Below are 23,976 nucleotides of genomic sequence, written 5' to 3' on the forward strand. Positions count from 1 at the left end.
GATCGAGATTGGAAGCCAGCGAATGAGAATCGGCGTAGTTAACGACATGCCGATGGCGGTTGAACTTCTGCGTCGACTGGTTCTGTTGACCGGCGAACATCAGGTCGCGTGGATCGCGACTAATGGGCGTGAGGCGGTCGAGGTCTGCAGACGTGATCTGCCGGATCTGATACTCATGGATCTAGCGATGCCAGAGATGGACGGCGTGGAAGCGACCCGCAGAATCATGGCGGAAACCCCGTGCTCAATCTTGCTGGTGACCGCCAGTATCGAAGCCAACCTCGCCGGCGTCTACGAAGCAATGGGTCATGGCGCGCTTGACGCAGTCGATATTCCGTCAGTGGGCATCGAAGGCAACGCGTCCTCGCAATCCGCCCGGCTTTTGACGAACAAGATACGAACGATAGGCAAGTTGATCGGCGACGCGCCTACCCAGGCAAAAAGGCGGATGTCACGTGCGGCTGAGCCGTCAACTCGACACGTGATAGCAATCGGCGCCTCTGCGGGCGGGCCGGCTGCCGTTGCCGCAGTCCTGAGCGCGTTTCCCGTTGATTTTCGCGGCGCGATTGTGCTCGTCCAGCATCTCGATGCTCAGTTCGTTCCAGGCCTTGTTGATTGGCTAGGGCAGCATACGCGTCTCCCGATCCGTCCCGCGGGGGAAAGGGATAGTCCACAAGCGGGCACCGTTCTCGTTGCCAGTTCTGCGGATCATCTGGTTTTCAAGTCAGCTCAGCAACTTGGCTATACGCCCAGCCCCAAGGACAATGTTTATCGGCCGTCGGTAGATGTGTTCTTCGAAAGTGCGGCGCAATGGTGGCCTGGCTCGGTGATTGGTGTTCTGCTCACAGGCATGGGCAGGGATGGTGCGCGCGGGCTGAGACAGCTCCGTGACAAGGGACATCTCACAATCGCGCAGGATAGAGCAACAAGTGCCGTCTATGGCATGCCGAAGGCCGCCGCCGACATCGGCGCGGCTGTTGATATTCTTCCTTTGGGTGCGATCGGCTCACGTATAATCGAAGCCTGCGAGCGCTCCACGTGAAAGGCCCCTTCCGATGACGCAAGAACCAGAGTTGGTCCCGCCACTCGCAGATAACTATTCATCCATGGTTCTGCTCATCGATGATCAGATCATGGTTTGCGAGGCGGTCAGGCGCGCTCTAGCCAACGAGCCCGATATTTCCTTGCACTTCTGCACCGACCCGTTGAGAGCGATGACGGTCGCGGATGAGGTAAAGCCAACCGTCATCCTGCAGGATCTCGTCATGCCCGGGGTGGATGGGCTACATCTGGTGCGAGAATACAGGAAGCATGCGTCGACACGCGCGGTTCCAGTCATTGTGCTGTCGAGCAAGGAAGATCCAGCCACCAAGGGCGAAGCCTTCGCTGCGGGCGCGAACGACTATCTCGTCAAACTGCCGGATCGTATCGAGTTGATTGCACGCATTCGATATCACACGCGGGCCTATCTGGATCACGTCCAGCGAGACTCGGCACACCGAGCGCTGAGGGAAAGCCAGCGACAGCTGATCAGTGCAAATCTAGAGCTTGAACGTCTGACGCGGATCGATGGCCTGACAGGTCTCGGTAACAGGCGCTATTTTGACGAATATCTGGCGGCTGAATGGAAACGCGCTTTTCGCGCACAGTCCCCACTGTCGCTGTTGATGATCGATGCCGATAACTTCAAACGATACAACGATACCTATGGCCATATGGCCGGCGACGATGTGCTGAAGCAAATCGCCCGCGTAATCCAGAGCGGTTCGGGCCGCTCCACCGATCTCGCTGCGCGGTACGGAGGCGAAGAGTTCGTCATCGTGCTGGTCGACACCATACTGGAACAATCCAGTGCGATCGCCGAGCGGCTCGTCCAGAGCGTGCGAGAGTTGAACATACCCCACGGCCCGGATCGCGTGACCATCAGCGTCGGCGTCGCAACAGCGGTGCCCACCGAGAACGAGACGCCAAACGATTTCGTCAATGCCGCCGATTTGGCTCTGTTTCGTGCCAAATCGGAAGGACGAAATCGTGTTGCGCTTCATATGTCCCGCAGCTAGAGAAGCTCACATCTCAGTCAACGAAGCGCGCCCTGTTCGATTTGAGGACGACCTTGGCGAAGTCGGGCATCTCGAGACCTTGCCGCACCAGGCCATCAAGAGTTTTCTCAGCCGCCCTGATGGCGGAGAGTCGGGCCAGCACAGTCTCAGCCTCCAGGCGAGGCACCACGGCGACACCGTCGCGGTCGCCGACCAGTATGTCTCCCGGCGAGATAGTCACTCCTCCCAGCACCACCGGGAATCCGACCGTGCCTGGACCATTTCGCGCAGGCGAATTCGCAATGACCCCGGCACAGTAAACCGGCAACCCGACCGCCTCGATCCCGACAACGTCGCGCACCAGGCCGTCAGTGATGAAGCCGGCGACCCCCTTGTTGCGCGCCATGCCGAGCACGAGATCGCCAGTTACCGCGGTACCGGCAAAGCTGTCGGTGGCCGCGACGATGACATCGCCACTTGCTGCGGCATCCAGTGCTCCAAACAGGGCGAGGTTGTCGGCGGGACCGCAGTGACAGGTCACGGCGACGCCGACCATCGTCGCAGTAGCTGGCGACAGTGGCTTGATCGCATAATGCAAGGCGCCGCGTCCCCCCATCGCGTCTACGACCTGGCTAACCGGCACGTCCGCAAAAGCACTGATGATTTCTGCTGCGGGCCGTTCGAAACGGCGCTTGATGGTGAGCAGTGGTGGGTCTTCAATCATGTAGCGGCCCCATTCCCTGAACGAACGAAATACAGTCCGGCCCGAGGTCGCGCAGGCTCCGCGCGCCCATCAGTCCCATGACGCGGTCGATCTCCTTGCGGTAGAGTTCGAGCACGTGGCGTACCCCCTCCTCGCCGGAGACCGCGAGCCCCCACAACTGCGGCCGCCCGATCAGACAGCACGAGGCGCCGAGCGCCAGGGCCTTGACGACGTCAGAGCCTCGCCTGATGCCGCCGTCGATAAGCACTGGTACGCGGCCGGCGACAGCCGCGACAACCGCCGTCAACGCGTCCAGGGATGCGGCGGCGCCGTCAAGCTGACGTCCCCCATGATTGGATACGATGATGCCGTCGATTCCTCGGGCTACAGCCTCGGCGGCTTCGCTGGGATGCAGGACGCCTTTCAGCAACAACGGTCCGGACCAGAGAGTGCGCAGCCAGTCGACATCGGCCCAGGAGAGTCCGGGATCGAGCATTGCGGCCATTCGGCCCGCCAATGCACCGACCGTCGCCGTATCTCCGGGGCGCGCGTAGTTGCCGAAAGTCAGTTTCGGGAGTCGGGTGCGCATACGAAGAAGCCACGCCGCCTTGGTGGCGGCCGCGAGGGTTCCGGCCACACCGAAGCGCGGCGGGATGGCAAAACCGTTGCGGATGTCGCGTTCACGGTTGCCAAGCATCTGGTTATCAATGGTGAGCACCAGCGCGTCGTAGCTTGAGGCACGCGCCCGATCCACCATTTCTCGGGTGAAGCCGCGATCGGTATAGACGAACACCTGCATCCACCGTGGGCTACTTCCGGTGGCTGCTATATCCTCCAGCGTGCAGACCGATCCGTGGCTGGCGCAGTAGAATGTCCCTGCGGCCGCTGCGGCTCGGGCGGCTGCGCGCTCGCCGTCGGGCCAGAACAGCCCAGCCAGGCCGGTTGGCGCGATGCCCAGCGGGATGGCAAGTTTCGCGCCGAAGAGGTCAAGGGAAAGGTCTCGCGTCGTTGCACCGTTGAGTGGTCGCGGCAGAATGGCAACCTCGTTAAAAGCTTGCTCGTTCCGGCGCAGCGTTCGCTCATCCTCGGCACCGCCATCGGCGAAGTCGAACACCGGGCGTGGCAAAGTCCGCCGCGCGGCGACGCGGACCGCGGCCACGCTGTACAGGCACTTCAACGCCGCCATCGAAGCAGACGATGCCGCACCGCCGGCACCGCGGTCATCGCCTGTGTTTGAGGCGGACGAGGAGCTACTCACGGTTGCTTTCCGCCGATGCGACCATGATGCGTCGGTCCACCGCCTCCCGGAACACGCACGCAGGAGAGTGTTCCCTCAAAGGAGGGATCGCTGCCGGTCGCCAGCACGCCGGCATTTGTCACCCAAAGCATCTCGCCCGAGAAGACGCAGTTGGTCGTTGCCTTGCCGCAGACGAAGAAACCCTCCGCTGTGCCGTTGGGCTTCAGAACGTGAATGCCGTTGGCGGCAATATCCGTGACATAAAGGCGGCCATCGGCTCCGACCTTCAGCCCGTCCGGGATCGGATTGGCCCCAGGCAGGCGGCCCAGGTCTTCGACGGAACCATCCGGACGCTGCCGCTTGACGCGCCCCGTATAGGACTCCCCCCAAATGATCGAGCCGTCGGCTTCGATCGCCACACCATTGGGGAAGGTCGGCTTGTCGAAACCGAGAGCAAGGTAAGCACTGCCATCGGGGTTGACGGCAAAAATGTAGCTTGGGTCCGGATTCCCCGGGTTGTATGTGCCGGGATCGCTGAAGATGAGCCGGCCGTCAGCAGCAAATACAAGATCGTTTGGCCCATTGAGCCGAATGCCCGCGACTTCGCTCAGCAGGATTTCCGGCTTTCCGCCTTCGGCAACCCGCTGGATCGATGGCGTCGTCATGTCCGCAGCCCGCCAAGGTCCGGTCGTGCCGCCGTTCTGGCAGACATAGAGCAGGTCATCCGATCCGAGAACGCAGGCGTTGGGCGCTCCGGCAACATACGCGAACTGGCGAGCACTTCCGTCGCGATCTATGGCCGTCAGCTGGCTGCGATAGCTTTCGACGATGACAATTCGGCCATCGGGCAGCACCGTCGGGCCCTCGGGCCAGCCAAGGCCGGTCGCGACAACCTCGACGGCCAGCTTTTCAACCTCGTTCATCGTGCGACCCCCAGAACGGCAGCCTAACAAGATTTGTCGGGTATAATCCAGCCTGGCGGTCTCCGGACCCGGCGACTCAAAGATAGCTTGGCTGACGTGCGCGTTGCTGGGCCCCCCCTAGGCCGCCCCCCCACCCCGGCGCCGGTGAACCCCGACGGGCGGAGGCCTGGCTACAGCGCGAGCCGATCGGTGTCTACATAGCTCGGTAGCACTGGCTTGCTCCTCCAGGTTGGGTGGCAGGATTAGGTGCTGCTGAGGCCAGCGTGCCAGGAACAAGTGCAGGTGGAGAAGGTTGAATCTCAGTTCCTCTCCCTCTAACACTCACAAAGTCCAACAATTCTCTGCTCCGCTGCCAGGCGCTCTTGAGCCGAGCGTTTGCAGGGCGTGCGTGTGGCCAAAAGCTGGGGAGCGCCGCAGCGCCCAGGCGTGCAAATTGCTCTCTGAACGCCGATCCTTCTCCGAAGCTGGGGAGTAGCCCCAAAATCCAACAGCAATATCATGCCTCAACGGCGGTTTTGCCACTGCCAGTTTTGCGGTTCGCTCGCCTGTCAAAAGGGACAGTCTTTCGGGTCACGATCCGGAGTGGGTTTGCCAAGGCTCCCGGAATCGAGGTGGCCCACTTTTGCGTCGGGGCTCCGCCACTCTTCAGATCAACAGCAACCAGCACCAATACGCACCAATCACCATTTGCACAGCGAACGCGGTGAACCTGAGACTGACCGCGAGTTGGCTGGTTGAGACGAGGTGGATCACCGACTGCACTATACGTGCGCCTAACATCGTGGAGGCCAAGGGATCCGTGACATCTGTCTTTGAAATGATGATCGCGACTCCGAGCAGACCTCCGAAGATTGGAAGCCCTTCAATGCAGTTGGCGTGGGCACGGGCTAACCTCCGCATAAACGGGGAGAGGGCTCCGTTATCTGGCGTAAAGCCGTTTGCCGGGACTTGCCCAGAGATCACCAGGTAGCTCCGGATAACTTCCATCACGATCAGCAGGGCCAGCGCCCACGAGATGAAGCCAGTCAATGCGTAAGCACTCGCCGACATGTGCCCTCCCCGTTGCTAGCAATCTAGGTCGTTGTAGCCGATCAACTAGTCTAATGCTATTCGACGAGGAGGGGCGGCCTGTAGTGGGGCCGAAACGGAATAGCAGCTTTTGGACGTTGTGCCCGGAATAGCTGCCGTTCAGCCAATCAGCAGGATTGACCGCTTTCGCCCGTTAGCGACCCTTCCGCGCCAGATCAGTCGATGCTTGAAGCTGCCATTCGCAGAGTGAAAGCGGCGTCGAGCATGGTCAGAAAGGCGCGCACGGCGGGGTTGGCGCGTCGGCTTGCCGGCCAGAGCACGGTGACATTGTTTCGCTCGACCGCGAACGTGGACAGCACTGGGACCAGTTCGCCGCGCTTCACATAGGGAGCCGCCATGAAGGAGGCGCCTATGCCTATCCCACCGCCGGCTGCCAGCATGATGAGCACGGCATCGCTGGCATCGGCGACCACACCGGAATTGGGCACGATCTCGATTTCACGGTCGCCAATCCGGAAGGGCCAGCGAAAGGCCTGGCCTGTGCTCTGATATCGAAGGTTGACGGTGTCGTGCCCTTCCAGGTGATCGGGATGGGTCGGTGTGCCGCGTTCCTCGAGATAGGCTGGCGAGGCGAAGCAGCAAAGCCGATGGGGTGCGATCTTGCGTGATAGTAGCCGGGTGTCAGCCAGATCACCGATGCGTATGGCGACATCGATCCCTTCCTCGATCATGTCCACCATCTGGTCACCCAGCCTGAGATCGACGATCAGGTTCGGATGGAGCCGACGGAAAGCCGGTAAAGCCGGAGCGATCAGATGCAGTCCGATCGGCAGCGACGCGGCCACGCGCAACGTGCCCGATGGTTCGGAGCGCGCGGTCATTGCCGCCTGCTCTATTTCCTCCGCCTCGCGTAGCAGACGCAGCGCGCGCTCATGCAGGTCGCGCCCTTCGGGCGTGAAGGTGAGCGAGCGCGTTGTACGGGTAAACAGCGACACTCCTAAATGCCGCTCGAGCCGCTGGACGCTCTTGCTGACCGCCGACGGGGAAATCGACAGCGCGCGCGCCGCTGCCGTGTAGCTGCCCAGCGATCCCGCACGCGCGAAGGCGATGATGCCAGTGAGCCGATCCAAAGTGATATGTTCCGCCATGGCATTACTTAACCGCCATCGGCACCGATTATCAACCGGCGGTCATGCCGCTAGATTCGCTCCAATGACATGGATGAGCGGAGATTTCACCAATGAGCGATAAGATGAAGGCAGTCCGTCTGCACGCATTCGGTGGTCCCGAGATGCTGGTGTACGAAGACGCTCCTAGGCCGGGTGTGAAGCCCGGCGAGGTGCTTGTCCGAGCCCAGGCGGCCGGGCTTAATCCGCCCGACTGGTATCTGCGGGATGGCTATCGCGCACTGCCGCCAGAATGGCGACCCAACGCGTCCTTCCCACTGATTCTCGGCACGGACGTGTCGGGCGTCATTGAAGCGGTTGGCGCTGACGTCGCTGAGTTCAGCATCGGTGACGAGGTCTACGCAATGGTTCGCTTCCCCGATAACTTGATGACGGGTAGCAATGCCTACGCGCATTATGTCAGTGTGCCGGCATCGCATGTTGCGTTGAAACCAGCCGGCATCGACCATATTCATGCGGCTGGTGCGCCGATGTCGCTTCTGACGGCATGGCAGTTCTTGATCGAACTTGGCCACGACGAGCCGAATCCGTTCCAGCCCTTACCGCATGAGCCGGTGCCCCTCGACGGCAAGACGGTGCTCATCAATGGTGCCGGAGGCGGTGTCGGGCATCTGGCCGTCCAGTTGGCGAAATGGCGGGGCGCGCGCGTCATCGCGGTGACATCGGCCAAGAACGAGGCGCTGATGCGCGATCTCGGCGTGGATCAATTCATCGACTACAAGACAACCGCGGCGGAAGATGTCGTCCGAGACGTCGACCTTGTCCTCGACGCGGTGGGCGGCGCGGACATGGAGCGCTTCTTCCATGTTCTGAAGCCGGGCGGCGCGCTGTTCCTGGTCAACCCACTGGGCTTCGCTGGTCACGAAGAGACAGAGAGGCTGGGGATCACGGTCTCATCCACACAGGTTCGATCCAATGGCGCGCAGTTGGCAAAAGCCGCCCGCCTGCTCGACGACGGCCTTGTGCGTGTCGTCATCGACAGCACATTCCCGCTGGCCGAGGCATCGCGCGCACATGAGCGCGCCGCCGACGGCAGTATTCAAGGCAAGATCGTGCTGGCCGTCTGAATTGTTGCTTTCAGTCCGACCGACCATCGGGAGTGCAGACGATCGGGCGGGATTACGCCGTTTAGCCGACGAAGACCAACGACCGACGTCCGGCTGAATCGTGCTCGACTACAAGTGCCGCGATGGCTGCCGCGATCTTCGCGCCACCTTGCACTGACGGTTCGATAGGATTGGCGAAGTCCGCGTCCTCATTCGATACCAAGCGCAGGTCGACGAGCGGCAAACCGCGCGAGAACGCCGCCCGGGTGATGACGTCGTTGAGGACCGTCAGGGCAGTTGCGGCAAGTCTACGACGCTGTGAGTCGGGAAAGCGCGCCTCGTAGATCGTGCAGACAGCGGTGGGTAGGTTTTGGCCCAGCGCCCCCTCGAGCATCGTACAGTAGTCGTGCTCGAATTCCTCCCGGATATCGCTGATCCTGTCCAGAACCTCGGCCACCGAACAGGCCCCCTGCTCCAGAATCCCTGCATGACGAAGAGCATCATTGCCACCGACGCTGACGACAAGATGGCTAGCATCCTGGGGGAGCCGTTCAAGCTGCCGCTCGACGCCGCTTGTGATGGCGCCGTCGACGGCGTTTAGCGTTGCACGCCACCCCTCCGGCAACCGCTCCCGCAGCTGCCGCACTACGTCGGACCCGTGCGCGACATAGGCAGCGTTGTCAAAGATCGAATCCCCGAGAAGGACGACGTGTGGCATCGGATGCTCCGTTGAGGCCTCTGCCAATGCTGCATCAGCAGAGGAGGTAAGGTGGTGGGTTGTGACCGCGGCAGCGAGCACGGTCAGGAGATCACGGCGAGTCAGGCCACCTGCAGAACGGAGCGGCATCTCAGCCGTCCAGGAACGCCAGAAGCGCGGCATTCACCGCGCTGGCCTCTTCGCGCTGTACCCAATGCGTCGGCTTCTCGAACGTCTGCAGGCCCCGCGATCGTTGCAAAGGGCCAGACTGCGCTCGGCCAGGCCATATTCCAGAGCTTGGTCCTGCATCCCCCACAGTACAAGGGTCGGTGTCGTGATCCGCTGCTTCAGGCCTGGGCGGAAGCGCAGCGCCCGATACCAGTTGAGCATGCCGGTCAGCGCCCCCCGGCCGTTCCCAGGCCTGCCGATACTCTGCGATTTCCTCCGCCGTGAAGGCATCTGTTCGGCTGGATTTGATGAGCGCCCGTGCCAGCAGAGCCGAGTGCCCTGCTCCCAGAACAGCCTCCGGCAGCAAGGGGAACTGGAAGAAGGCGGCATAGCTGCTCCGCAGGAACTGGGTCGGAGATCGCAAGGAATGGGCAAGCAGCACCTCGGGATGGGGCGCGTTCAGGATGACGAGCCTTTCCAGGCGGTGCGGCAGCTTTGCGCCTGCGGCCCAGGCGACGATACCGCCCCAGTCATGACCGACGAGGTGAAACCTTCCGATGCCGAGCGCGTCGGCGATGGCAACGACATCGCCGACGAGCTTGGGGAGCGTGTATTCACGGATGGCTTTCGGCTTGTCACTGGTGTCGTAGCCCCTCTGGTCGGGAACGATGACCCGGAATCCGGCGGAAGCGAGCGCATCGATCTGCCGTCTCCAGCCGATCCAGAAGTCGCCGGGAGCAGTCTGTCCCGGTCCAGCCGCTAGGCTGGCAGCAGCGGAGGCGTCGATCAAAGTGAATACCTCGCGGAGTTGACGAGGAGTTCTGATAGGCAAGTTTCAATTTCGCGCTTTTTCCCGCAAATTCGAGAGCGTAAGGAATTGAAACCATTCGTTGATTAATCAGGGGTTTTCGCCGGCCTGTCACGCCGGAGGTCGCGGGTTCGAGCCCCGTCACTCGCGCCATTTCTCCTCAGGAGAAATGTGACATAATGGTCTAGAATCATGGTCTTGCATGAGGCAATTCAGATCCGGTCGGATCTGAACTCGATCTCTCCCGCAACGACCTCACCCCTCGGCCAGCAGCGCCTCGACCTCATGCAGCGTCGGCATGGATGGCGCCGTACCCGGCCTTGTCACCGAAATGCCGGCGACGGCGCAGGCGAAGCGGACGGCTTGCAGCGGCTCCACGCCTTTGGCGAGTGCGGCGGCCAGGCCGCCATTGAAGGCATCGCCCGCGCCGGTGGTTTCGACCACCGGACCGGCACTGACCACGGGAACATGGTCGGACCGAGCGGCCGTGTGCAGCAGCGCGCCTTTTTCGCCGAGCGTGATGATGACCGAGCCGACGCCCTTTTTGAGCAGGCTGTCGGCGGCGCGGCGAGCCTCGTCGATCGAAGAAACCTTGATGCCGGTCAGCTCTTCGGCCTCGGTCTCGTTGGGGGTGACATAGTCGCAAAGCGTATAGATGCGGTCCGGCAGCTTGGCCGCCGGCGCCGGATTGAGGATGGTGGTCACCCCTGCACCGCGCGCGATTTCGAGTGCGCGCAGTGCCGCGTCGATCGGCTGCTCGAGCTGGGTGACGAAGACGCCGGCGCCGCCGATCAGGCCGGCGTTGGCCTCGATGTCTTCAGGCGAGATCAGCATCGCCGCACCCGGGCTGACGATGATGGCGTTGTTGCCGGTTGTCTCCTCGATGAAGATATAGGCCGCGCCGGTATAGCTTTGCGGCGTCTCGATGACGGCGGATTTGACGCTCGCCTCTGCCCAGGTCGCCTTGGCCATGTCGGCGAAAGCATCGACGCCAAGCCGGGTCAGGAAGGTGACGTCCGCGCCGAGCTTGCCTGCCGCCACCGCCTGGTTCGAGCCCTTGCCGCCCGGTCCCAGCTTGAAGGAATTACCAAGAATGGTTTCACCCATGCGCGGCTGTCGATCGGCGCGGTAGGCGGTGTCGGCGACGAAAACGCCCAGAATGACGACAGGTTTGCCCGACGCCATGGCCCTACTCGGCGTCCGGCGGCACGACGCCCTTGCGAAAGGCGAAGCAGCCATAGAAGCGGCGCTCGCCGGTCTGGATGACGCAATAGGCTTTCTTGGCGCGCTCGTAGAAGGCGTAGCGCTCGACCGAGATCATCGGCCAGGCCTTGCCCTCGGCCTTGTCGATCTCCTTTTGCACCTCTTTTTGCACCGGCGGGATCTCGTCCGGCTTGCCGACGATCTCCATGCGCGCGGCCGCATCGTCGACGAAAGTGTCCAGCGGATAGAGCGACAGCACCGCCTTGACCACATCGGCCGCCGAGGCGTCGATGTGCAGCAGCTTGCCGAGCACGGTCTGGCGCGCCACCGAATCGGCGGGGAAATTGGTGTCGGCGATGATCAGATCGTCGCCGTGTCCCATTGCCCTGAGCGCCTGGAGCACATCGGCATTGAGCAATGGGTTGATCCCTTTGAGCATGGCAGTCCTCGTCAAACAGGTTTGGTCAAAGTCGATTGGAAATCAGAGCCGGTTGCCGGTCTCGGCGTCGAAGAGATGGACCTGGTCGAGGCGCGGCTTGAGATTGAGCGTGTCGCCGGGCTTGAAGTCGTGGCGCTCGCGAAACAGCGCCACCATCTCGCCGCTGTCGCCGAAGCGCACGAAGACCAGCGTTTCGGAACCCGTGGGTTCGACCACCGAGATCTTTGCCGGCACGCCGTCGGGATGGATTTCGAGATGCTCGGGCCGCACGCCATAGACCACGGCCTGGCCCTCCTTGGCGGCGCTGCCGGCAGCAATCGGGAACAGCGTGCCTGCTATCTCGACCTTGTCGCCCTTGCGCACCACGCCTTTGAGCAGGTTCATCGACGGCGAGCCGATGAAGCCGGCGACAAACAGATTGGCCGGCCGGTCGAACAATTCCAATGGCGCGCCGACCTGCTCGATACGGCCATCGCGCATGACGACGATCTTGTCGGCCATGGTCATGGCCTCGATCTGGTCGTGGGTGACGTAGATGGTGGTGGTCTTCAGCCGCTGGTGCAGTTCCTTGATCTCGGTGCGCATCTGCACGCGCAGCTTGGCGTCGAGATTGGAGAGCGGCTCGTCGAACAGGAAGACCTGCGGATTGCGCACGATGGCGCGGCCCATGGCGACGCGCTGGCGCTGGCCACCGGAGAGCTGGCGCGGATAACGTTTCAGGTACGGATTGAGGTCGAGAATGTCGGCGGCGCGCTTGACCCGCTCGGCGACCACGGCCGGATCGGTCTTGCGCAGCTTCAGCGCAAACGCCATGTTCTGCTCCACCGTCTTGTGCGGATAGAGCGCGTAGTTCTGGAACACCATGGCGATGTCGCGCTTGGCCGGCGGCAGATTGTTGACGATGCGCTCGCCAATGGCGATCGTGCCGCCGGAGACGGTCTCCAGCCCGGCCACCATCCTGAGCAGCGTGGACTTGCCGCAGCCCGACGGGCCTACCAACACCACGAACTGGCCATCGGCGATATCGACGCTGACCTCGTGCAGGACCTTGACGGTTCCGAACGCCTTGGCCACATTGCTGATCGCGACTTGAGCCATCGTCCCCCCTTTTCTCGCGGTGAAGCTAGCCATTGCCAACGGCAAGGGCAAGTCGGTATGTTATCGATAAAAAGCCATTCGTGTTGACAAGGTAATCGATTACGCAAATATTAGCTGTTGCCAATCCGGCAGTCGGATTTTTATCCGAAAATCGGAGCTCCAGGCGACGCAGGGTGGGGTCCCACGTCCCCGTATGATAAAGGAGAACCGCCGACGTTTCGGCGTCGGAGGGATTGGCATTTAATTCACGACTGTTGTTCTGGGAGGAATAGATGAGAGTCGGTCTGTACGAAAAACTCGTCCGCGCGGGTGCCACCCGGCGTGACATACTCAAAGGCGCGGCCTCGATGGCCGCGATCGCCGCCGCATCGGGCGCTGGGCTCGGCGCTTTCACCCGCCCGGCTGAAGCCGCCAGCGAGCTACGCTCCAAAATTCTGCAGATCCCCGGCGTCGGCAAGGGTCAGCCGACGGATGCCGATTTCCAGAAGGTCGGCGAACTCTGCCTGGAAGCCACCAAGGCCAACGTCAAGGAAGGCGAATTCGCCGGCGTCGAGCTCACCTTCATGGGCCTCAACAACCAGAACCTGCACAATGTGCTGTTCCGCGGCTTCCTGAAGCCATGGGAGGCCTATACCGGCGCCAAGATCAGCTGGATCGACCTGGCGCAGGCCGACTACAATGCCCGCCTGCAGCAGTCGATCGCCACCGGCACCGTCGACTTCGACATCATCGAGATGGGCGCGCCCTTCGAAGGCGATGTCTGCGGCAAGGGCCTGACGTCCGAGATGCCCGACTGGGTCAAAGAGCAGATCGACATGAAGGATGTCGTGGCCTATCTGCAGCCGCCGGTCGGCACCTGGGACGGCAAGCAGTACCGGATCACCGTCGATGGCGATGCGCACAACTTCAATTACCGCACCGACGTTTTTGCCGATGCCGACCTCGCCAAGGCGTGGAAGGACGGCGGCGCGGCCACCGAATGGGGTGTGCCGAAGACCTGGCAGGAAGTCCAGGCCGTCACAAAATTCCTCAAGGGCAAGAAGTTCAAGGATCAGGACGTCTTCGGCTATCTCGATGCGCCCAAGGCCTGGGGCGGTTTCGGCTTCTACTTCCTCGGCAGCCGCGCCACCGCCTATGCCAAGCATCCCGACGACAAGGCCTGGCTGTTCGATGCCGACACGATGAAGCCGCGCATCAACAATCCGGCCTGGGTGCGCGCCATCCAGGACGTCATCGACGCGCTGCCGTCGGAGCCCGCCGACCAGATCAACGCCGACCCGAACACGACAGCCTTCCAGCAGTTCCTGGCCGGCACCGGTTCGATGGTCACCTGGTGGGGCGACGTCGGCTCCAACGTCAAGACCAATGATAGCTCGGTCATCGGCGACGTCACCGGCTTCTCGATCCTGCCGGGGTCCGACGACGTCTACAATGCCAAGACCGGCGCTTGGGACAAACTCGCCAGCGGCCCGAACTATGCGCCGAACTGCGCCTATCTCGGCTGGGGCGTCTACGTCATGGCCCGCGTCGATACTGACGAAAAGAAGAAAAAAGCGGCATGGTCGGCCGCCGCTCATCTCGGCGGCAAGGACCTGTCAATCTGGACGGCGATGTATCCGTCCGGCTTCCAGCCCTACCGCAACTCGCATTTCGACATTCCCGAATGGGTGGCGGCAGGCTACGACGAGGCGTTCATCACCTCGTATCTGAAGTCGGAAGCCGACAGCTACAACCATCCGAACGCGGCGATCGAGCCGCGCATCCCCGGCATCTTCCAGTATTATTCGGCTGCCGAGGACATTCTGGCCAACACATTCGCCGGCAAGATGAAGGCGCAGGAAGGCGCCGACGCCATTGCCGCGGCCTGGGAGAAGCTGACCGACCAGATCGGCCGCGAAAACCAGATCAAGCTCTACAAGGCCTCGCTCGGCGTGTAGGCTGATCCTATCGTGACAACAGGTCCGGCGGTGCAAGCCGCCGGACCTGACCGGCTCGGGCCGGTCGCAGGCTTGATTTTTTAAACGGACGGGGACGCGTGGCAGACCAGACCACCAATGCATGGCCGGCCAACGCCGGCCCAGCCGATCTGATCTCGCCGGCCCGCAAGCGGGCGGGTTTTGCCCTGATGGCGGCCGCCACGCTTGGCCTGCTGGCGGTGATCGCGTTTGAGATCCTCTACAAGAACGAGATCACCACGCTCGGCTTCGAGACCTGGCGTCCGATCGTCTACGCCTATGTTCTGTGGGGCGTGGCGCTCGGCATCGGCCAGGTGCTGACGCGCGGCGAGGACGGCCAGCGCGCGCTGTTCCTGCTGCCGGCGCTGCTGTTCACCATCGCCATGGTGATCTTCCCGACGCTGTTCGGCTTCTATATCGCGCTGACCGACTGGAACCTGTCGTCCTTTTCCGGCCGCAAGTTCAACGGGCTCGACAATTTCTGGCAGATGCTGGCCGATCCCTACTACCGCAACGCGCTGTTCAACATGGTGCTTTATGTGCTCGCCGTGCTGGTTGAGTATGTGATTGCCTTCGGCCTGGCGCTGCTGCTCAACGCGCAGATCCGGGCGCGCAAATTCTTCCGAGTCGTCTTCCTGATGCCGCTGATGCTGTCGCCGGTCGCGGTATCCTGGATGATCGGCAAATCGCTGATGGAGTACCGTTTCGGGCCGGCGGCGACGCTGGCGCGCCATCTCGGCTGGGAGAACCCCGCCTTCTTCTCCAACCCGATCACCGCCCGCATCTCGATCATGGTGCTCGACGCCTGGACCTTCATCCCGTTCATGATGATCATGCTGCTTGCCGGCCTGCAGGCGATGTCGCGCGACGTGCTGGAAGCGGCGCGCGTCGATGGCGCCACGCCCTGGCAGACTTTCTGGCAGGTCACCTTCCCGCTGATGCTGCCGGTGTCGGTCACGGCGGTGATCCTGCGCATCATCTTCAAGTTGAAGCTCGCCGACATCATCATCACCGTGACCTCCGGCGGGCCTGGCGGCGCCACCGATTCGGTGTCGAGCTTCATCTACCGCGAATACCGCGACCGCTCGAATGTCGGCTACGGCACCATGCTGGCGATGGCCTATCTCGTCATCATCGTCGTGTTCGTGACCTGGCTGTTGAAATTCGCCAATCGCTTCGTGCGCAACGTGAACTGACGAGGCACAATGAGCGTCCAGACCACCGACTATGCTGCCTCGGAAATCCGCTCACCGCTGGGTTTTCTGGCCAATCGCATCTTCATCTATGGCGCGCTGGCGTTCTGGGCCTTCATCTGCCTGTTCCCGATCTACTGGACCATCACCACCTCGTTCAAGACCGCGGTCGACGTCACGCAAGGACACCTCATCCCGTTCGTCGACTTCCAGCCGGACTGGAAGGGCTGGCGCTCGCTCGGCCTGTCGCCGGATTCGATCTTCCAGACCTCGACGGTGCGCGAGGAGTTTTTCAAGCGCTTCATGAATTCGGTCATCACCTCGGTCGGCGCGTCGAGCCTCGCCATCGTCATCGGCAGCCTCGCCGCCTATGGGCTGACCCGCTACCGCTATCAGTTCGCCTGGTTCAAGAACGAGGACATCTCCTTCTTCTTCCTGTCGCAGCTGATCCTGCCGCCGGTGGTGCTGGCCCTGCCCTTCCTGGTGCTCTACCGGGAAGTCGGTCTGCTCGACACACGCATCGGCCTGATCCTGCTCTACACGCTGATGGTGCTGCCGATCGTCATCTGGATCATGCGCGACCAGTTCAACTCGATCCCGGTCGAGCTCGAGGAGGCAGCGCTGGTCGACGGCCTCTCGATCTGGGGCGCTTTTTTCCGCATCGTCATGCCGATTGCGCTGCCGGGCATGGTCGCCGCTTTCATCCTGGCGATGGTGCTGTGCTGGAACGAGTATTTTTTCGCCGCGCTGCTGACCTCGACCGACGCCAAGACCATCCCGGTCATGGTGGCGAGCCAGACCGGCTCGCAAGGCATCAACTGGTGGTCGATGGCGGCGCTTGCCACCGCCGCGATCGCACCGCTGGCGGTCATCGGGATTGCGCTTGAGCGGTATCTGATCATGGGCATGACGGCGGGCGCGGTGAAGTAGGGCGAGAGGCGGCGCGTGCCCCTCTACTGTTGACCTCGGCGGGACAGCACCCCCCCTCTGGCCTGCCGGCCATCTCCCCCGCAAGGAGGGAGATCGGCAGCTTTGGCTGCATCGCTTTTCTTGCGACGTAGGTGATTGGCGAAAGCGGAAATGACATCTGATCTCCCCCCTTGCGGGGGAGATGTCCGGCAGGACAGAGGGGGTGTGAAGGATCGCTACAGAGCGACTTTGTCTGCTAGCGCCCCAATATCGCCCTCAGGTGATCCATGATCATCGCGACGCCCTTCTGCCCTAGCTCCGCCGAGGCCTCCGGCGCACTGGCCGTATACCACGCGGTATTCTCGCCAAAACGCCCGGCATCGACCGCTTCCGGACACAGTGCCAGCATCAATGATGTCTCGCCAACACCGGCGTGATCGAACGGATACTTCCCGTTCATGGCAGCCGACATTAGCGGGTGCACCTGCACCCAGTTGAAGAAATTCTCGCCGGCGGCGTGCCCGGCATAATAATCGGCCATCTCGTCTGAGCCCCACCAGCCCTCGCCGCGCTGCTTCTCGAGGAAGCGGAAAATCGCCTGGCGGCCGGCGGCCTTGAAGGCGAGATCGGTCGGCATGCCGGCGGCAAAGTTCTCGGTCTGGTGGTGGATGATGGCGTTGATGTTACGAAAGCCGATGCGCAGCAGGCTGTAGAACAATTCTTCGGCGAACGGCGCCAGCTGGTTGCCGCCGACCTGCACCGAGCCGTTGCCTTCAGGTGCTGCCACCACATAGCTCGCCGCACCGTAGTAGAAAGCCGGCAGGATGACGATGTCGGCCTCCTTCTCGTAGAGCTCCAGCGTCTTGACGACGGCCAGCGTGTCCATGCCGACAGCCATGTGCTCGCCGTGATATTCGAGCACGCCGAGCGGGAGAGCGACCGGCCAGTTCTCGGCGATCGCCTTGCGGATCTGGTGCGGCAACATCAGTTCGTAGCGCATGATCTATTCCATGTTGGTGTGGCGGGTGCGCATGGCCTCGGACGACTGGCCGGTCAGCGCCTTGAGCTTCAGCACCATCACCTCGAACAGCAGGAACAGCGCCCCTTCGAAGACCGAGCCCATCGGCAGCAGCGATGTCTTTTGTGGCCCCTGGTCACGCGCCATGGTCTGCGCCGGGATCAGCAAGGTGAAGTCGGCAAGCGCGACCGCACTACTGCCTGCCTCGGCGGTGAGCAAAAGCACGGTGGCGCCGGCCTGGCGGGCGACTTGCATCAAGGTAAGCACCGTCGTCGTCTCGCCCGGGCCGGAACTGACCAGGAAGACATCGGCTGGGCGAAGCGGTGGCGTGTTCATGTCGCCGACCACCGACACCTCAAGGCCAAGGTGATAGAGGCGCATGGCGAAACCCTTGAGCTGCAAGGCCTCGCGGCCGCAGCCATAGACGACGATCTTTTGCGCGCGGGCCAGGGTTTCGCAGGCGGTGTCGATGCCGGCTTCGTCGACGCGCGCCAGTACGGCGCCCAGCTCTTGCAGGGCGGTCGAAAACATATCCGAGCCGGCATTCGTCATGAGAGTCCCATCTGTCCGGCTGGGTTTGTGGCCGGTGATTTCGGGTTGCGCGCTTTCGGAAAAAGGCTTGTTTTTGTTCATGCTATCACCGCGAAAATGCCTGTCCAACGGCCATGGCGGCTTTTGCTGAGCCAGCGGCGTGATAGTGTCATGTCAGACAATCAATCCAGGAAATCAGCACGACATGAAGACACGGCATTTCGACCGCATCGGCAATGGCGGCCTCGACTTCACCGAGCTTGGCTTCGGCAGCGCGCCGCTCGGCAACCTTTACCGCGCCGTCCCCGACGCGGATGCCAACGCCACGCTGGAGGCGGCGTGGGCGACCGGCTGCCGTTACTACGACACCGCGCCGCTCTATGGCCTGGGCCTTGCCGAAACACGGCTCAATGCCTTCCTGCGCGGCAGGAAGCGCGACGATTATGTGCTGTCGAGCAAGGTCGGTCGCCTGTTGCGCGCCTGCCCGCCGGAGGAACGAACCGGCATCGGCAAGTTCTTCGACACACCGACGCGCAAGGAGGTCTACGACTACAGCTACGACGGCGTCATGCGCTCGTTCGAGGCGTCGCTGGAACGGCTTGGCGTCGACCGCATCGACATCCTTTTCGTCCATGACCTCGACATCTTCACCCATGGCAGCAAGGAGGCGTCAGACCAGCGCATCGAGGAATTCATGGCCTCGGGCTACAACGGACTGGTTGCGCTGCGCGACCAGGGCGTGATCAAGGCCTTCGGCGGCGGCATCAACGAATGGGAGGTTTGCCAGACGCTGGCGGAGCGTGGCGACTTCGACCTGTTCCTGCTGGCCGGGCGCTACACGCTGCTGGAACAGGAAGCGCTTGCCACCTTCCTGCCGCTCTGTGAGCAACGCGGCATCGGCATCGTTCTCGGCGGTCCTTACAATTCCGGCATCCTGGCGACCGGGCCGAAGCCAGGCGCCTATTACAATTACTCCGAGGCGCCAAGGGACATCATGGATCGCGTCGGGCGCATCGAGGCCGTCTGCCAGCGCCATGGCGTCAGGCTGATCGAGGCGGCGCTGCAGTTTCCGCTGCTGCACCCTTCCGTGGTGTCGGTCATCCCCGGCGGCCAGCGGCCGAGTGAAGTCGAAAGCAACCGCGCCCTGCTCGATGCCAAGCTGCCTGCGGCGCTGTGGGCGGACCTCAAGCAGGAAGGCCTGATGCGCGCGGATGCGCCGGTGGGCTGAAGGCTCGCCTCAGCGGGCTGACGGCCTGCCGCCATCGAGGCAAAAGAAAAGCCGGGCGAACCCGGCTTTTCAACATTCTCTGAAAAATTTTTAGTTGACCGCGTCCTTGAGGCCTTTGCCGGCCGAGAACTTCGGCACGGTACGCGCCGGAATCTTCACTTCCGCGCCAGTCTGCGGGTTGCGGCCAGTCGATGCCGCACGCTTGGAGACGGTGAAATTTCCGAAGCCGACGAGCCGTACATCGCCGCCCTTCTTCAGTTCGCCAGTGATGACGGAGAACACCGCCTCAACCGCCGACTGTGCGTCACCCTTCGAAATGCTCGCGGATTCAGCGACAGCGGAAACCAGTTCGTTCTTGTTCATAAAAATTCCCTTCCATGAGAAAACCGGAACTTTCGACTCATCCGGCAGGAGAGGGACTTTAGAAAGAAGCGCTCGCAAACCCAAGTCAAAAAGCCGGAAAAAAGTTGAAAAAAGCCCGGAAATGGTGGGTTTTTCACATGAAAAAGCCGGGCTCAAGGCCCGGCTCTCTCTTTGTGCACTGCAACTTTAGTAGTTTCTAATGTGCAAGCGACTTTCCAGCATCGTCAACGGTATCGGTGGAAGCCGGCGGATTGACTGGCTCGACCCACTCGATTGGCTCCGGCATGCGCACCAGCGCGTGCCTCAGAACCTCGCCGACACGTGAGACCGGAATGATCTCCATACCGTTCTTCACATTGTCCGGTATCTCCGCCAGATCCTTGGCGTTGTCTTCCGGGATCAGCACCTTCTTGATGCCGCCGCGCAGTGCGGCGAGCAGTTTCTCCTTGAGGCCGCCGATCGGCAAGATGCGGCCGCGAAGCGTTATCTCGCCAGTCATCGCCACATCGGCCCGGACCGGAATACCAGTCATTACAGATACGATGGCCGTCGCCATGGCAGCACCTGCAGACGGACCGTCCTTCGGCGTGGCGCCTTCGGGCAAGTGGACGTGGATGTCACGCTTGTCGAACAGCGGCGGCTCGATGCCGAAATCGATGGCCCGCGAGCGGACATAAGAGGCCGCCGCCGAGATCGATTCCTTCATCACGTCGCGCAGATTGCCGGTCACCGTCATGCGGCCCTTGCCGGGCATCATGACGCCTTCGACCGTCAGCAGCTCGCCGCCGACTTCCGTCCAGGCAAGACCGGTGACGACACCGACCTGATCGTCAGCCTCGACCTGGCCGAAGCGGAAGCGCGGAACACCGAGGTAATCGGCGAGGTTCGCCGCCGTGATGCTCACCGTCTTCTTCTTCGTCTTCAGGATCTCGGTCACCGCCTTGCGCCCGAGCTTCATCAGCTCGCGCTCCAGGCTTCTGACGCCCGCTTCACGGGTGTAGGTCTGGATGATGCCGCGGATCGCGTCCTCGCCGACGGAGAATTCCTTCGGCTGCAGGGCATGATCGCGGATCACCTTGGGCATCAGGTGACGCTTGGCGATCTCGATCTTCTCGTCCTCGGTGTAGCCGGCGATACGGATGATCTCCATGCGGTCCATCAGGGGCGCAGGGATGTTCAGTGTGTTCGCCGTCGTCACGAACATCACGCTCGATAGGTCGTATTCGACCTCGAGGTAATGGTCCATGAACGTCGAGTTCTGCTCGGGATCGAGCACCTCGAGCAAAGCCGATGACGGATCGCCACGGAAGTCCTGGCCCATCTTGTCGATCTCGTCGAGCAGGAAGAGCGGGTTGGACTTCTTGGCCTTCTTCATCGACTGGATGACCTTGCCGGGCATCGAGCCGATATAGGTGCGGCGGTGGCCACGGATCTCGGCCTCGTCACGCACGCCGCCAAGCGCCATGCGGATGAACTCGCGGCCGGTCGCCTTGGCGATCGACTTGCCGAGCGAGGTCTTGCCGACGCCGGGAGGGCCGACGAGGCACAGGATCGGCCCCTTCAGCTTCTTCTGGCGGCTTTGCACGGCGAGATACTCGACGATGCGGTCCTTGACCTTGTCGAGGCCGAAATGATCGGTGTCGAGCACGTTCTGCGCAAACGCCAGGTCCTGCTTGACCTTGGAGTTCTTGCCCCACGGGATCGACAGGATCCAGTCGAGGTAGTTGCGCACGACGGTCGATTCCGCCGACATCGGCGACATCGTCCGCAGCTTCTTCAACTCGGCTTCCGCCTTTTCGCGGGCCTCCTTGGAGAGCTTGGTCTTCTTGATGCGCGCCTCGATCTCGGCGGCCTCGTCGCGGCCGTCCTCGCCTTCGCCGAGTTCCTTCTGGATCGCCTTCATCTGCTCGTTGAGGTAATATTCGCGCTGCGTCTTCTCCATCTGGCGCTTGACGCGCGAGCGGATGCGCTTCTCCACCTGCAGGACGGAGATTTCGGCTTCCATGAAGCCCATCGCCTTTTCCAGCCGTTCCTTGACGGACAGCGTGGCCAGCATCTCCTGCTTCTCGGGGATCTTGATGGCGAGGTGCGAAGCAACCGTATCGGCGAGCTTGGAATAGTCGTCGATCTGGCTGGCGGCACCCACCACTTCAGGCGAAATCTTCTTGTTCAGCTTGACGTAGTTTTCGAAGTCGGTGACGACCGAACGGGCGAGCGCCTCGACCTCGACCTCTTCCTCCTCCGGCTCGACCAGCGCCGTGGCGGTAGCTTCGTGGAAGTCCGGACGGTCGGTGAACGAGACGATCTTGGCACGCGAAGCGCCTTCGACCAGCACCTTGACGGTGCCGTCGGGCAGCTTCAGCAATTGCAGCACATTGGCGAGCGTGCCGATGTCGAAGATCGCATCGGGCTCGGGATCGTCATCGGCGGCATTCATCTGGGTGGCAAGCAGGATCTGCTTTTCCTGACCCATAACCTCTTCCAGCGCCTTGATCGACTTTTCACGCCCGACAAAGAGCGGAACGATCATGTGCGGGAACACCACGATGTCGCGCAGTGGGAGGACTGCGAAGACGCCGTCGCTGGGAGCCTTGGATATTTTGGCCATTGTCCAACCTTTCATGTCGCGGCCGCTAATCGAGCCAACCGCGAATCTCATATTAACGACCGGGGATCGTTCCGCCTACCACCGTTTGTGACGGGAGTTTTACAGCACAGAATTCGGCACCACGGCCTTCCGATGTTAGTTGGATGCACGAGGGGCAAAGATCAAGGGTCGACACGTTCGTTCATCCACTCCGTCACAAGGATCGGTACCTCACCACAGCAAAACGGCGCCCCGCGGGCGCCGTTCCATAAAAAGGTTAGGCCAGATGCCAGATCAGGCGCTGACGTTGCCCTTCTTTTCCTTCTGCTCGGAATAGATGTAGAGCGGCCGGGCGCTGCCGGTCACCACTTCTTCCGAAATCACCACTTCGCGCACGCCTTCCAGGGCGGGCAGTTCGAACATGGTGTCGAGCAGGATCGCTTCCATGATCGAGCGGAGGCCACGGGCGCCGGTCTTGCGCTCGATGGCGCGCTTGGCGATCGCCGACAGCGCATTCTCATGGAAGGTCAGGTCGACACTTTCCATCTCGAACAGCCGCTGATACTGCTTGACCAGCGCGTTTTTCGGCTCGGTCAGGATCTGGATCAGAGCCGGCTCGTCGAGGTCTTCCAGCGTCGCCAGGACCGGCAGACGGCCGACAAACTCGGGGATGAGGCCGAACTTCAAGAGATCCTCGGGCTCGACCAGGCGGAACACGTCACCGGTGCGGCGATCCTCGGGCGAAGCGACGATGGCGCCGAAGCCGATGGAAGTCTTCCTGCCGCGATCCGAGATGATCTTGTCCAGCCCGGCGAAGGCGCCGCCGCAGATGAACAGGATGTTGGCGGTGTCGACCTGCAGGAACTCCTGCTGCGGATGCTTGCGGCCGCCCTGCGGCGGCACGGAGGCAACGGTGCCTTCCATGATCTTCAGAAGCGCCTGCTGCACGCCCTCGCCCGACACGTCGCGGGTGATCGATGGGTTGTCGGACTTGCGCGAGATCTTGTCGATTTCATCGATGTAGACGATGCCGCGCTGGGCGCGCTCGACATTGTAGTCGGCCGACTGCAGCAGCTTCAGGATGATGTTTTCGACGTCCTCGCCGACGTAACCGGCTTCGGTCAGCGTCGTCGCGTCGGCCATGGTGAAGGGCACGTCGATGATGCGGGCCAGCGTCTGGGCAAGCAGCGTCTTGCCGCAGCCGGTCGGGCCGATCAGCAGGATGTTGGACTTCGCCAATTCGACGTCGTTGTTCTTGCCGGCATGCGCGAGGCGCTTGTAGTGGTTGTGGACCGCCACCGACAGCACGCGCTTGGCGTAGGGCTGGCCGATGACATAGTCGTCAAGAACCTTCAGGATCTCCTGCGGGGTCGGCACGCCCTCGCGCGACTTCACCATCGAGGTCTTGTTCTCCTCGCGGATGATGTCCATGCATAGCTCGACGCACTCGTCGCAGATGAACACCGTTGGGCCGGCGATCAGCTTGCGCACCTCGTGCTGGCTTTTGCCGCAAAACGAGCAATAAAGCGTGTTCTTCGAATCACCGCTGTTGTTGCCGACTTTGCTCATTTTCCTGTCCTTTCATGGCCGCCCGCCGATGGTCTGGCTGAAAGGG

At 62.1% G+C, this 23,976-nt stretch carries 22 protein-coding genes; 7 read left to right on the forward strand and 15 right to left on the reverse strand.

Going from position 1 to position 23,976, the window contains the following annotated elements; translation table 11 throughout:
* Positions 1 to 22 precede the first annotated feature (22 nt).
* Positions 23 to 1,042, forward strand: a complete 1,020-nt coding sequence (locus X751_RS163240) for a chemotaxis response regulator protein-glutamate methylesterase (protein WP_023682287.1) — start codon at positions 23 to 25, stop codon at positions 1,040 to 1,042.
* A gap of 64 nt (positions 1,043 to 1,106) precedes the next feature.
* Positions 1,107 to 2,060 carry a PleD family two-component system response regulator gene (locus tag X751_RS163235; protein ID WP_023669440.1) on the forward strand — a complete coding sequence of 318 codons (954 nt, stop codon included), beginning with the start codon at positions 1,107 to 1,109 and terminating at the stop codon, positions 2,058 to 2,060.
* A 13-nt stretch (positions 2,061 to 2,073) separates the two neighbouring features.
* On the opposite strand, the gene X751_RS163230 is transcribed toward X751_RS163235, so the two are convergent.
* The 5 genes from X751_RS163230 to X751_RS163210 form a co-directional block, all read right to left on the reverse strand.
* A complete protein-coding gene (locus tag X751_RS163230) occupies positions 2,074 to 2,763 on the reverse strand; it encodes an aldolase (protein ID WP_023743581.1) in 690 nt (229 codons plus the stop codon).
* Positions 2,756 to 3,928, reverse strand: a complete 1,173-nt coding sequence (locus X751_RS163225) for an alpha-hydroxy acid oxidase (protein WP_032892357.1) — start codon at positions 3,926 to 3,928, stop codon at positions 2,756 to 2,758. Before X751_RS163225 ends, X751_RS163230 begins: the two co-directional genes overlap by 8 nt.
* Before the next feature lie 68 nt (positions 3,929 to 3,996).
* On the reverse strand, positions 3,997 to 4,902 hold the full coding sequence (locus X751_RS163220; RefSeq protein ID WP_023693321.1) for an SMP-30/gluconolactonase/LRE family protein: 906 nt from the start codon (positions 4,900 to 4,902) through the stop codon (positions 3,997 to 3,999).
* 645 nt (positions 4,903 to 5,547) lie between these two features.
* Entirely contained in the window at positions 5,548 to 5,952 is a 405-nt protein-coding gene (locus tag X751_RS163215; protein WP_023682292.1) for an MAPEG family protein, read from the reverse strand.
* 194 nt (positions 5,953 to 6,146) lie between these two features.
* Positions 6,147 to 7,079 (reverse strand): LysR family transcriptional regulator, encoded by a 933-nt coding sequence (locus tag X751_RS163210; RefSeq protein ID WP_023742812.1) that lies wholly within the window; start codon positions 7,077 to 7,079, stop codon positions 6,147 to 6,149.
* Positions 7,080 to 7,171: 92 nt separating this feature from the next.
* Between X751_RS163210 and X751_RS163205 the strand changes: the two genes are divergently transcribed.
* Complete coding sequence (locus tag X751_RS163205) at positions 7,172 to 8,185, forward strand: NADP-dependent oxidoreductase (RefSeq protein WP_023743583.1); 1,014 nt, start codon at positions 7,172 to 7,174, stop codon at positions 8,183 to 8,185.
* A 61-nt stretch (positions 8,186 to 8,246) separates the two neighbouring features.
* Here the strand turns inward: X751_RS163205 and X751_RS163200 are convergent, their stop codons facing one another.
* From X751_RS163200 to ugpC, 5 genes are all read right to left on the reverse strand, one after another.
* Positions 8,247 to 8,882 (reverse strand): SGNH/GDSL hydrolase family protein, encoded by a 636-nt coding sequence (locus X751_RS163200; protein ID WP_023743584.1) that lies wholly within the window; start codon positions 8,880 to 8,882, stop codon positions 8,247 to 8,249.
* 130 nt (positions 8,883 to 9,012) lie between these two features.
* Entirely contained in the window at positions 9,013 to 9,819 is an 807-nt protein-coding gene (locus X751_RS01000000163330; RefSeq protein ID WP_050592337.1) for an alpha/beta hydrolase, read from the reverse strand.
* A gap of 273 nt (positions 9,820 to 10,092) precedes the next feature.
* A complete protein-coding gene (rbsK, locus tag X751_RS163195) occupies positions 10,093 to 11,022 on the reverse strand; it encodes a ribokinase (protein WP_023689460.1) in 930 nt (309 codons plus the stop codon).
* 4 nt (positions 11,023 to 11,026) lie between these two features.
* Positions 11,027 to 11,479: an RbsD/FucU family protein gene (locus X751_RS163190; protein WP_023743585.1), complete on the reverse strand. Its 453-nt coding sequence runs from the start codon at positions 11,477 to 11,479 to the stop codon at positions 11,027 to 11,029.
* 42 nt (positions 11,480 to 11,521) lie between these two features.
* Complete coding sequence (gene ugpC / locus X751_RS163185) at positions 11,522 to 12,577, reverse strand: sn-glycerol-3-phosphate ABC transporter ATP-binding protein UgpC (RefSeq protein ID WP_023697414.1); 1,056 nt, start codon at positions 12,575 to 12,577, stop codon at positions 11,522 to 11,524.
* A gap of 272 nt (positions 12,578 to 12,849) precedes the next feature.
* Here ugpC and X751_RS163180 point away from each other — a divergent pair, with 272 nt between their 5' ends.
* From X751_RS163180 to X751_RS163170, 3 genes are all read left to right on the forward strand, one after another.
* Entirely contained in the window at positions 12,850 to 14,514 is a 1,665-nt protein-coding gene (locus tag X751_RS163180; protein WP_023669429.1) for a sugar ABC transporter substrate-binding protein, read from the forward strand.
* 98 nt (positions 14,515 to 14,612) lie between these two features.
* Positions 14,613 to 15,728 carry a sugar ABC transporter permease gene (locus X751_RS163175; RefSeq protein ID WP_023689462.1) on the forward strand — a complete coding sequence of 372 codons (1,116 nt, stop codon included), beginning with the start codon at positions 14,613 to 14,615 and terminating at the stop codon, positions 15,726 to 15,728.
* Between the two features lie 9 nt (positions 15,729 to 15,737).
* Positions 15,738 to 16,655, forward strand: a complete 918-nt coding sequence (locus X751_RS163170) for a carbohydrate ABC transporter permease (RefSeq protein ID WP_023669427.1) — start codon at positions 15,738 to 15,740, stop codon at positions 16,653 to 16,655.
* A gap of 235 nt (positions 16,656 to 16,890) precedes the next feature.
* Here the strand turns inward: X751_RS163170 and X751_RS163165 are convergent, their stop codons facing one another.
* Both X751_RS163165 and X751_RS163160 read right to left on the reverse strand, forming a co-directional pair.
* Positions 16,891 to 17,634: a creatininase family protein gene (locus tag X751_RS163165; protein ID WP_023689463.1), complete on the reverse strand. Its 744-nt coding sequence runs from the start codon at positions 17,632 to 17,634 to the stop codon at positions 16,891 to 16,893.
* 3 nt (positions 17,635 to 17,637) lie between these two features.
* Positions 17,638 to 18,204: an SIS domain-containing protein gene (locus X751_RS163160; protein WP_023689464.1), complete on the reverse strand. Its 567-nt coding sequence runs from the start codon at positions 18,202 to 18,204 to the stop codon at positions 17,638 to 17,640.
* Between the two features lie 184 nt (positions 18,205 to 18,388).
* On the opposite strand from X751_RS163160, the gene X751_RS163155 reads away from it, so the two are divergent.
* On the forward strand, positions 18,389 to 19,411 hold the full coding sequence (locus X751_RS163155) for an aldo/keto reductase (protein ID WP_023669424.1): 1,023 nt from the start codon (positions 18,389 to 18,391) through the stop codon (positions 19,409 to 19,411).
* Between the two features lie 90 nt (positions 19,412 to 19,501).
* Here the strand turns inward: X751_RS163155 and X751_RS163150 are convergent, their stop codons facing one another.
* The 3 genes from X751_RS163150 to clpX all read right to left on the reverse strand — a co-directional run bounded on the left by X751_RS163150 (position 19,502) and on the right by clpX (position 23,930).
* Positions 19,502 to 19,774, reverse strand: a complete 273-nt coding sequence (locus tag X751_RS163150; protein ID WP_023669423.1) for an HU family DNA-binding protein — start codon at positions 19,772 to 19,774, stop codon at positions 19,502 to 19,504.
* 196 nt (positions 19,775 to 19,970) lie between these two features.
* The gene (lon, locus tag X751_RS163145; protein WP_023682304.1) at positions 19,971 to 22,382 is read right to left on the reverse strand and encodes an endopeptidase La; all 2,412 of its coding nucleotides are present in this window, start codon (positions 22,380 to 22,382) and stop codon (positions 19,971 to 19,973) included.
* A gap of 273 nt (positions 22,383 to 22,655) precedes the next feature.
* Positions 22,656 to 23,930, reverse strand: a complete 1,275-nt coding sequence (gene clpX / locus X751_RS163140) for an ATP-dependent Clp protease ATP-binding subunit ClpX (RefSeq protein WP_023682305.1) — start codon at positions 23,928 to 23,930, stop codon at positions 22,656 to 22,658.
* Positions 23,931 to 23,976: the final 46 nt, after the last annotated feature.

The organism is Mesorhizobium sp. LNJC394B00, from assembly GCF_000502555.1.
GTDB lineage: Bacteria > Pseudomonadota > Alphaproteobacteria > Rhizobiales > Rhizobiaceae > Mesorhizobium.

Excerpts from the sequence above, each read along its gene's own strand:
- X751_RS163180 (WP_023669429.1), top strand. The coding sequence starts at position 12,850 with ATGAGAGTCGGTCTGTACGAAAAACTCGTCCGCGCGGGTGCCACCCGG.
- X751_RS163165 (WP_023689463.1), bottom strand. The coding sequence starts at position 17,634 with ATGCGCTACGAACTGATGTTGCCGCACCAGATCCGCAAGGCGATCGCC.
- X751_RS163220 (WP_023693321.1), bottom strand. The coding sequence starts at position 4,902 with ATGAACGAGGTTGAAAAGCTGGCCGTCGAGGTTGTCGCGACCGGCCTT.
- X751_RS163155 (WP_023669424.1), top strand. The coding sequence starts at position 18,389 with ATGAAGACACGGCATTTCGACCGCATCGGCAATGGCGGCCTCGACTTC.
- X751_RS163215 (WP_023682292.1), bottom strand. The coding sequence starts at position 5,952 with ATGTCGGCGAGTGCTTACGCATTGACTGGCTTCATCTCGTGGGCGCTG.
- rbsK (WP_023689460.1), bottom strand. The coding sequence starts at position 11,022 with ATGGCGTCGGGCAAACCTGTCGTCATTCTGGGCGTTTTCGTCGCCGAC.
- ugpC (WP_023697414.1), bottom strand. The coding sequence starts at position 12,577 with ATGGCTCAAGTCGCGATCAGCAATGTGGCCAAGGCGTTCGGAACCGTC.
- clpX (WP_023682305.1), bottom strand. The coding sequence starts at position 23,930 with ATGAGCAAAGTCGGCAACAACAGCGGTGATTCGAAGAACACGCTTTAT.
- X751_RS163235 (WP_023669440.1), top strand. The coding sequence starts at position 1,107 with ATGGTTCTGCTCATCGATGATCAGATCATGGTTTGCGAGGCGGTCAGG.
- X751_RS163190 (WP_023743585.1), bottom strand. The coding sequence starts at position 11,479 with ATGCTCAAAGGGATCAACCCATTGCTCAATGCCGATGTGCTCCAGGCG.
- X751_RS163160 (WP_023689464.1), bottom strand. The coding sequence starts at position 18,204 with ATGACGAATGCCGGCTCGGATATGTTTTCGACCGCCCTGCAAGAGCTG.
- X751_RS163225 (WP_032892357.1), bottom strand. The coding sequence starts at position 3,928 with ATGGCGGCGTTGAAGTGCCTGTACAGCGTGGCCGCGGTCCGCGTCGCC.
- X751_RS163230 (WP_023743581.1), bottom strand. The coding sequence starts at position 2,763 with ATGATTGAAGACCCACCACTGCTCACCATCAAGCGCCGTTTCGAACGG.
- X751_RS163150 (WP_023669423.1), bottom strand. The coding sequence starts at position 19,774 with ATGAACAAGAACGAACTGGTTTCCGCTGTCGCTGAATCCGCGAGCATT.
- X751_RS163240 (WP_023682287.1), top strand. The coding sequence starts at position 23 with ATGAGAATCGGCGTAGTTAACGACATGCCGATGGCGGTTGAACTTCTG.
- lon (WP_023682304.1), bottom strand. The coding sequence starts at position 22,382 with ATGGCCAAAATATCCAAGGCTCCCAGCGACGGCGTCTTCGCAGTCCTC.
- X751_RS163200 (WP_023743584.1), bottom strand. The coding sequence starts at position 8,882 with ATGCCACACGTCGTCCTTCTCGGGGATTCGATCTTTGACAACGCTGCC.
- X751_RS163210 (WP_023742812.1), bottom strand. The coding sequence starts at position 7,079 with ATGGCGGAACATATCACTTTGGATCGGCTCACTGGCATCATCGCCTTC.
- X751_RS163205 (WP_023743583.1), top strand. The coding sequence starts at position 7,172 with ATGAGCGATAAGATGAAGGCAGTCCGTCTGCACGCATTCGGTGGTCCC.
- X751_RS163170 (WP_023669427.1), top strand. The coding sequence starts at position 15,738 with ATGAGCGTCCAGACCACCGACTATGCTGCCTCGGAAATCCGCTCACCG.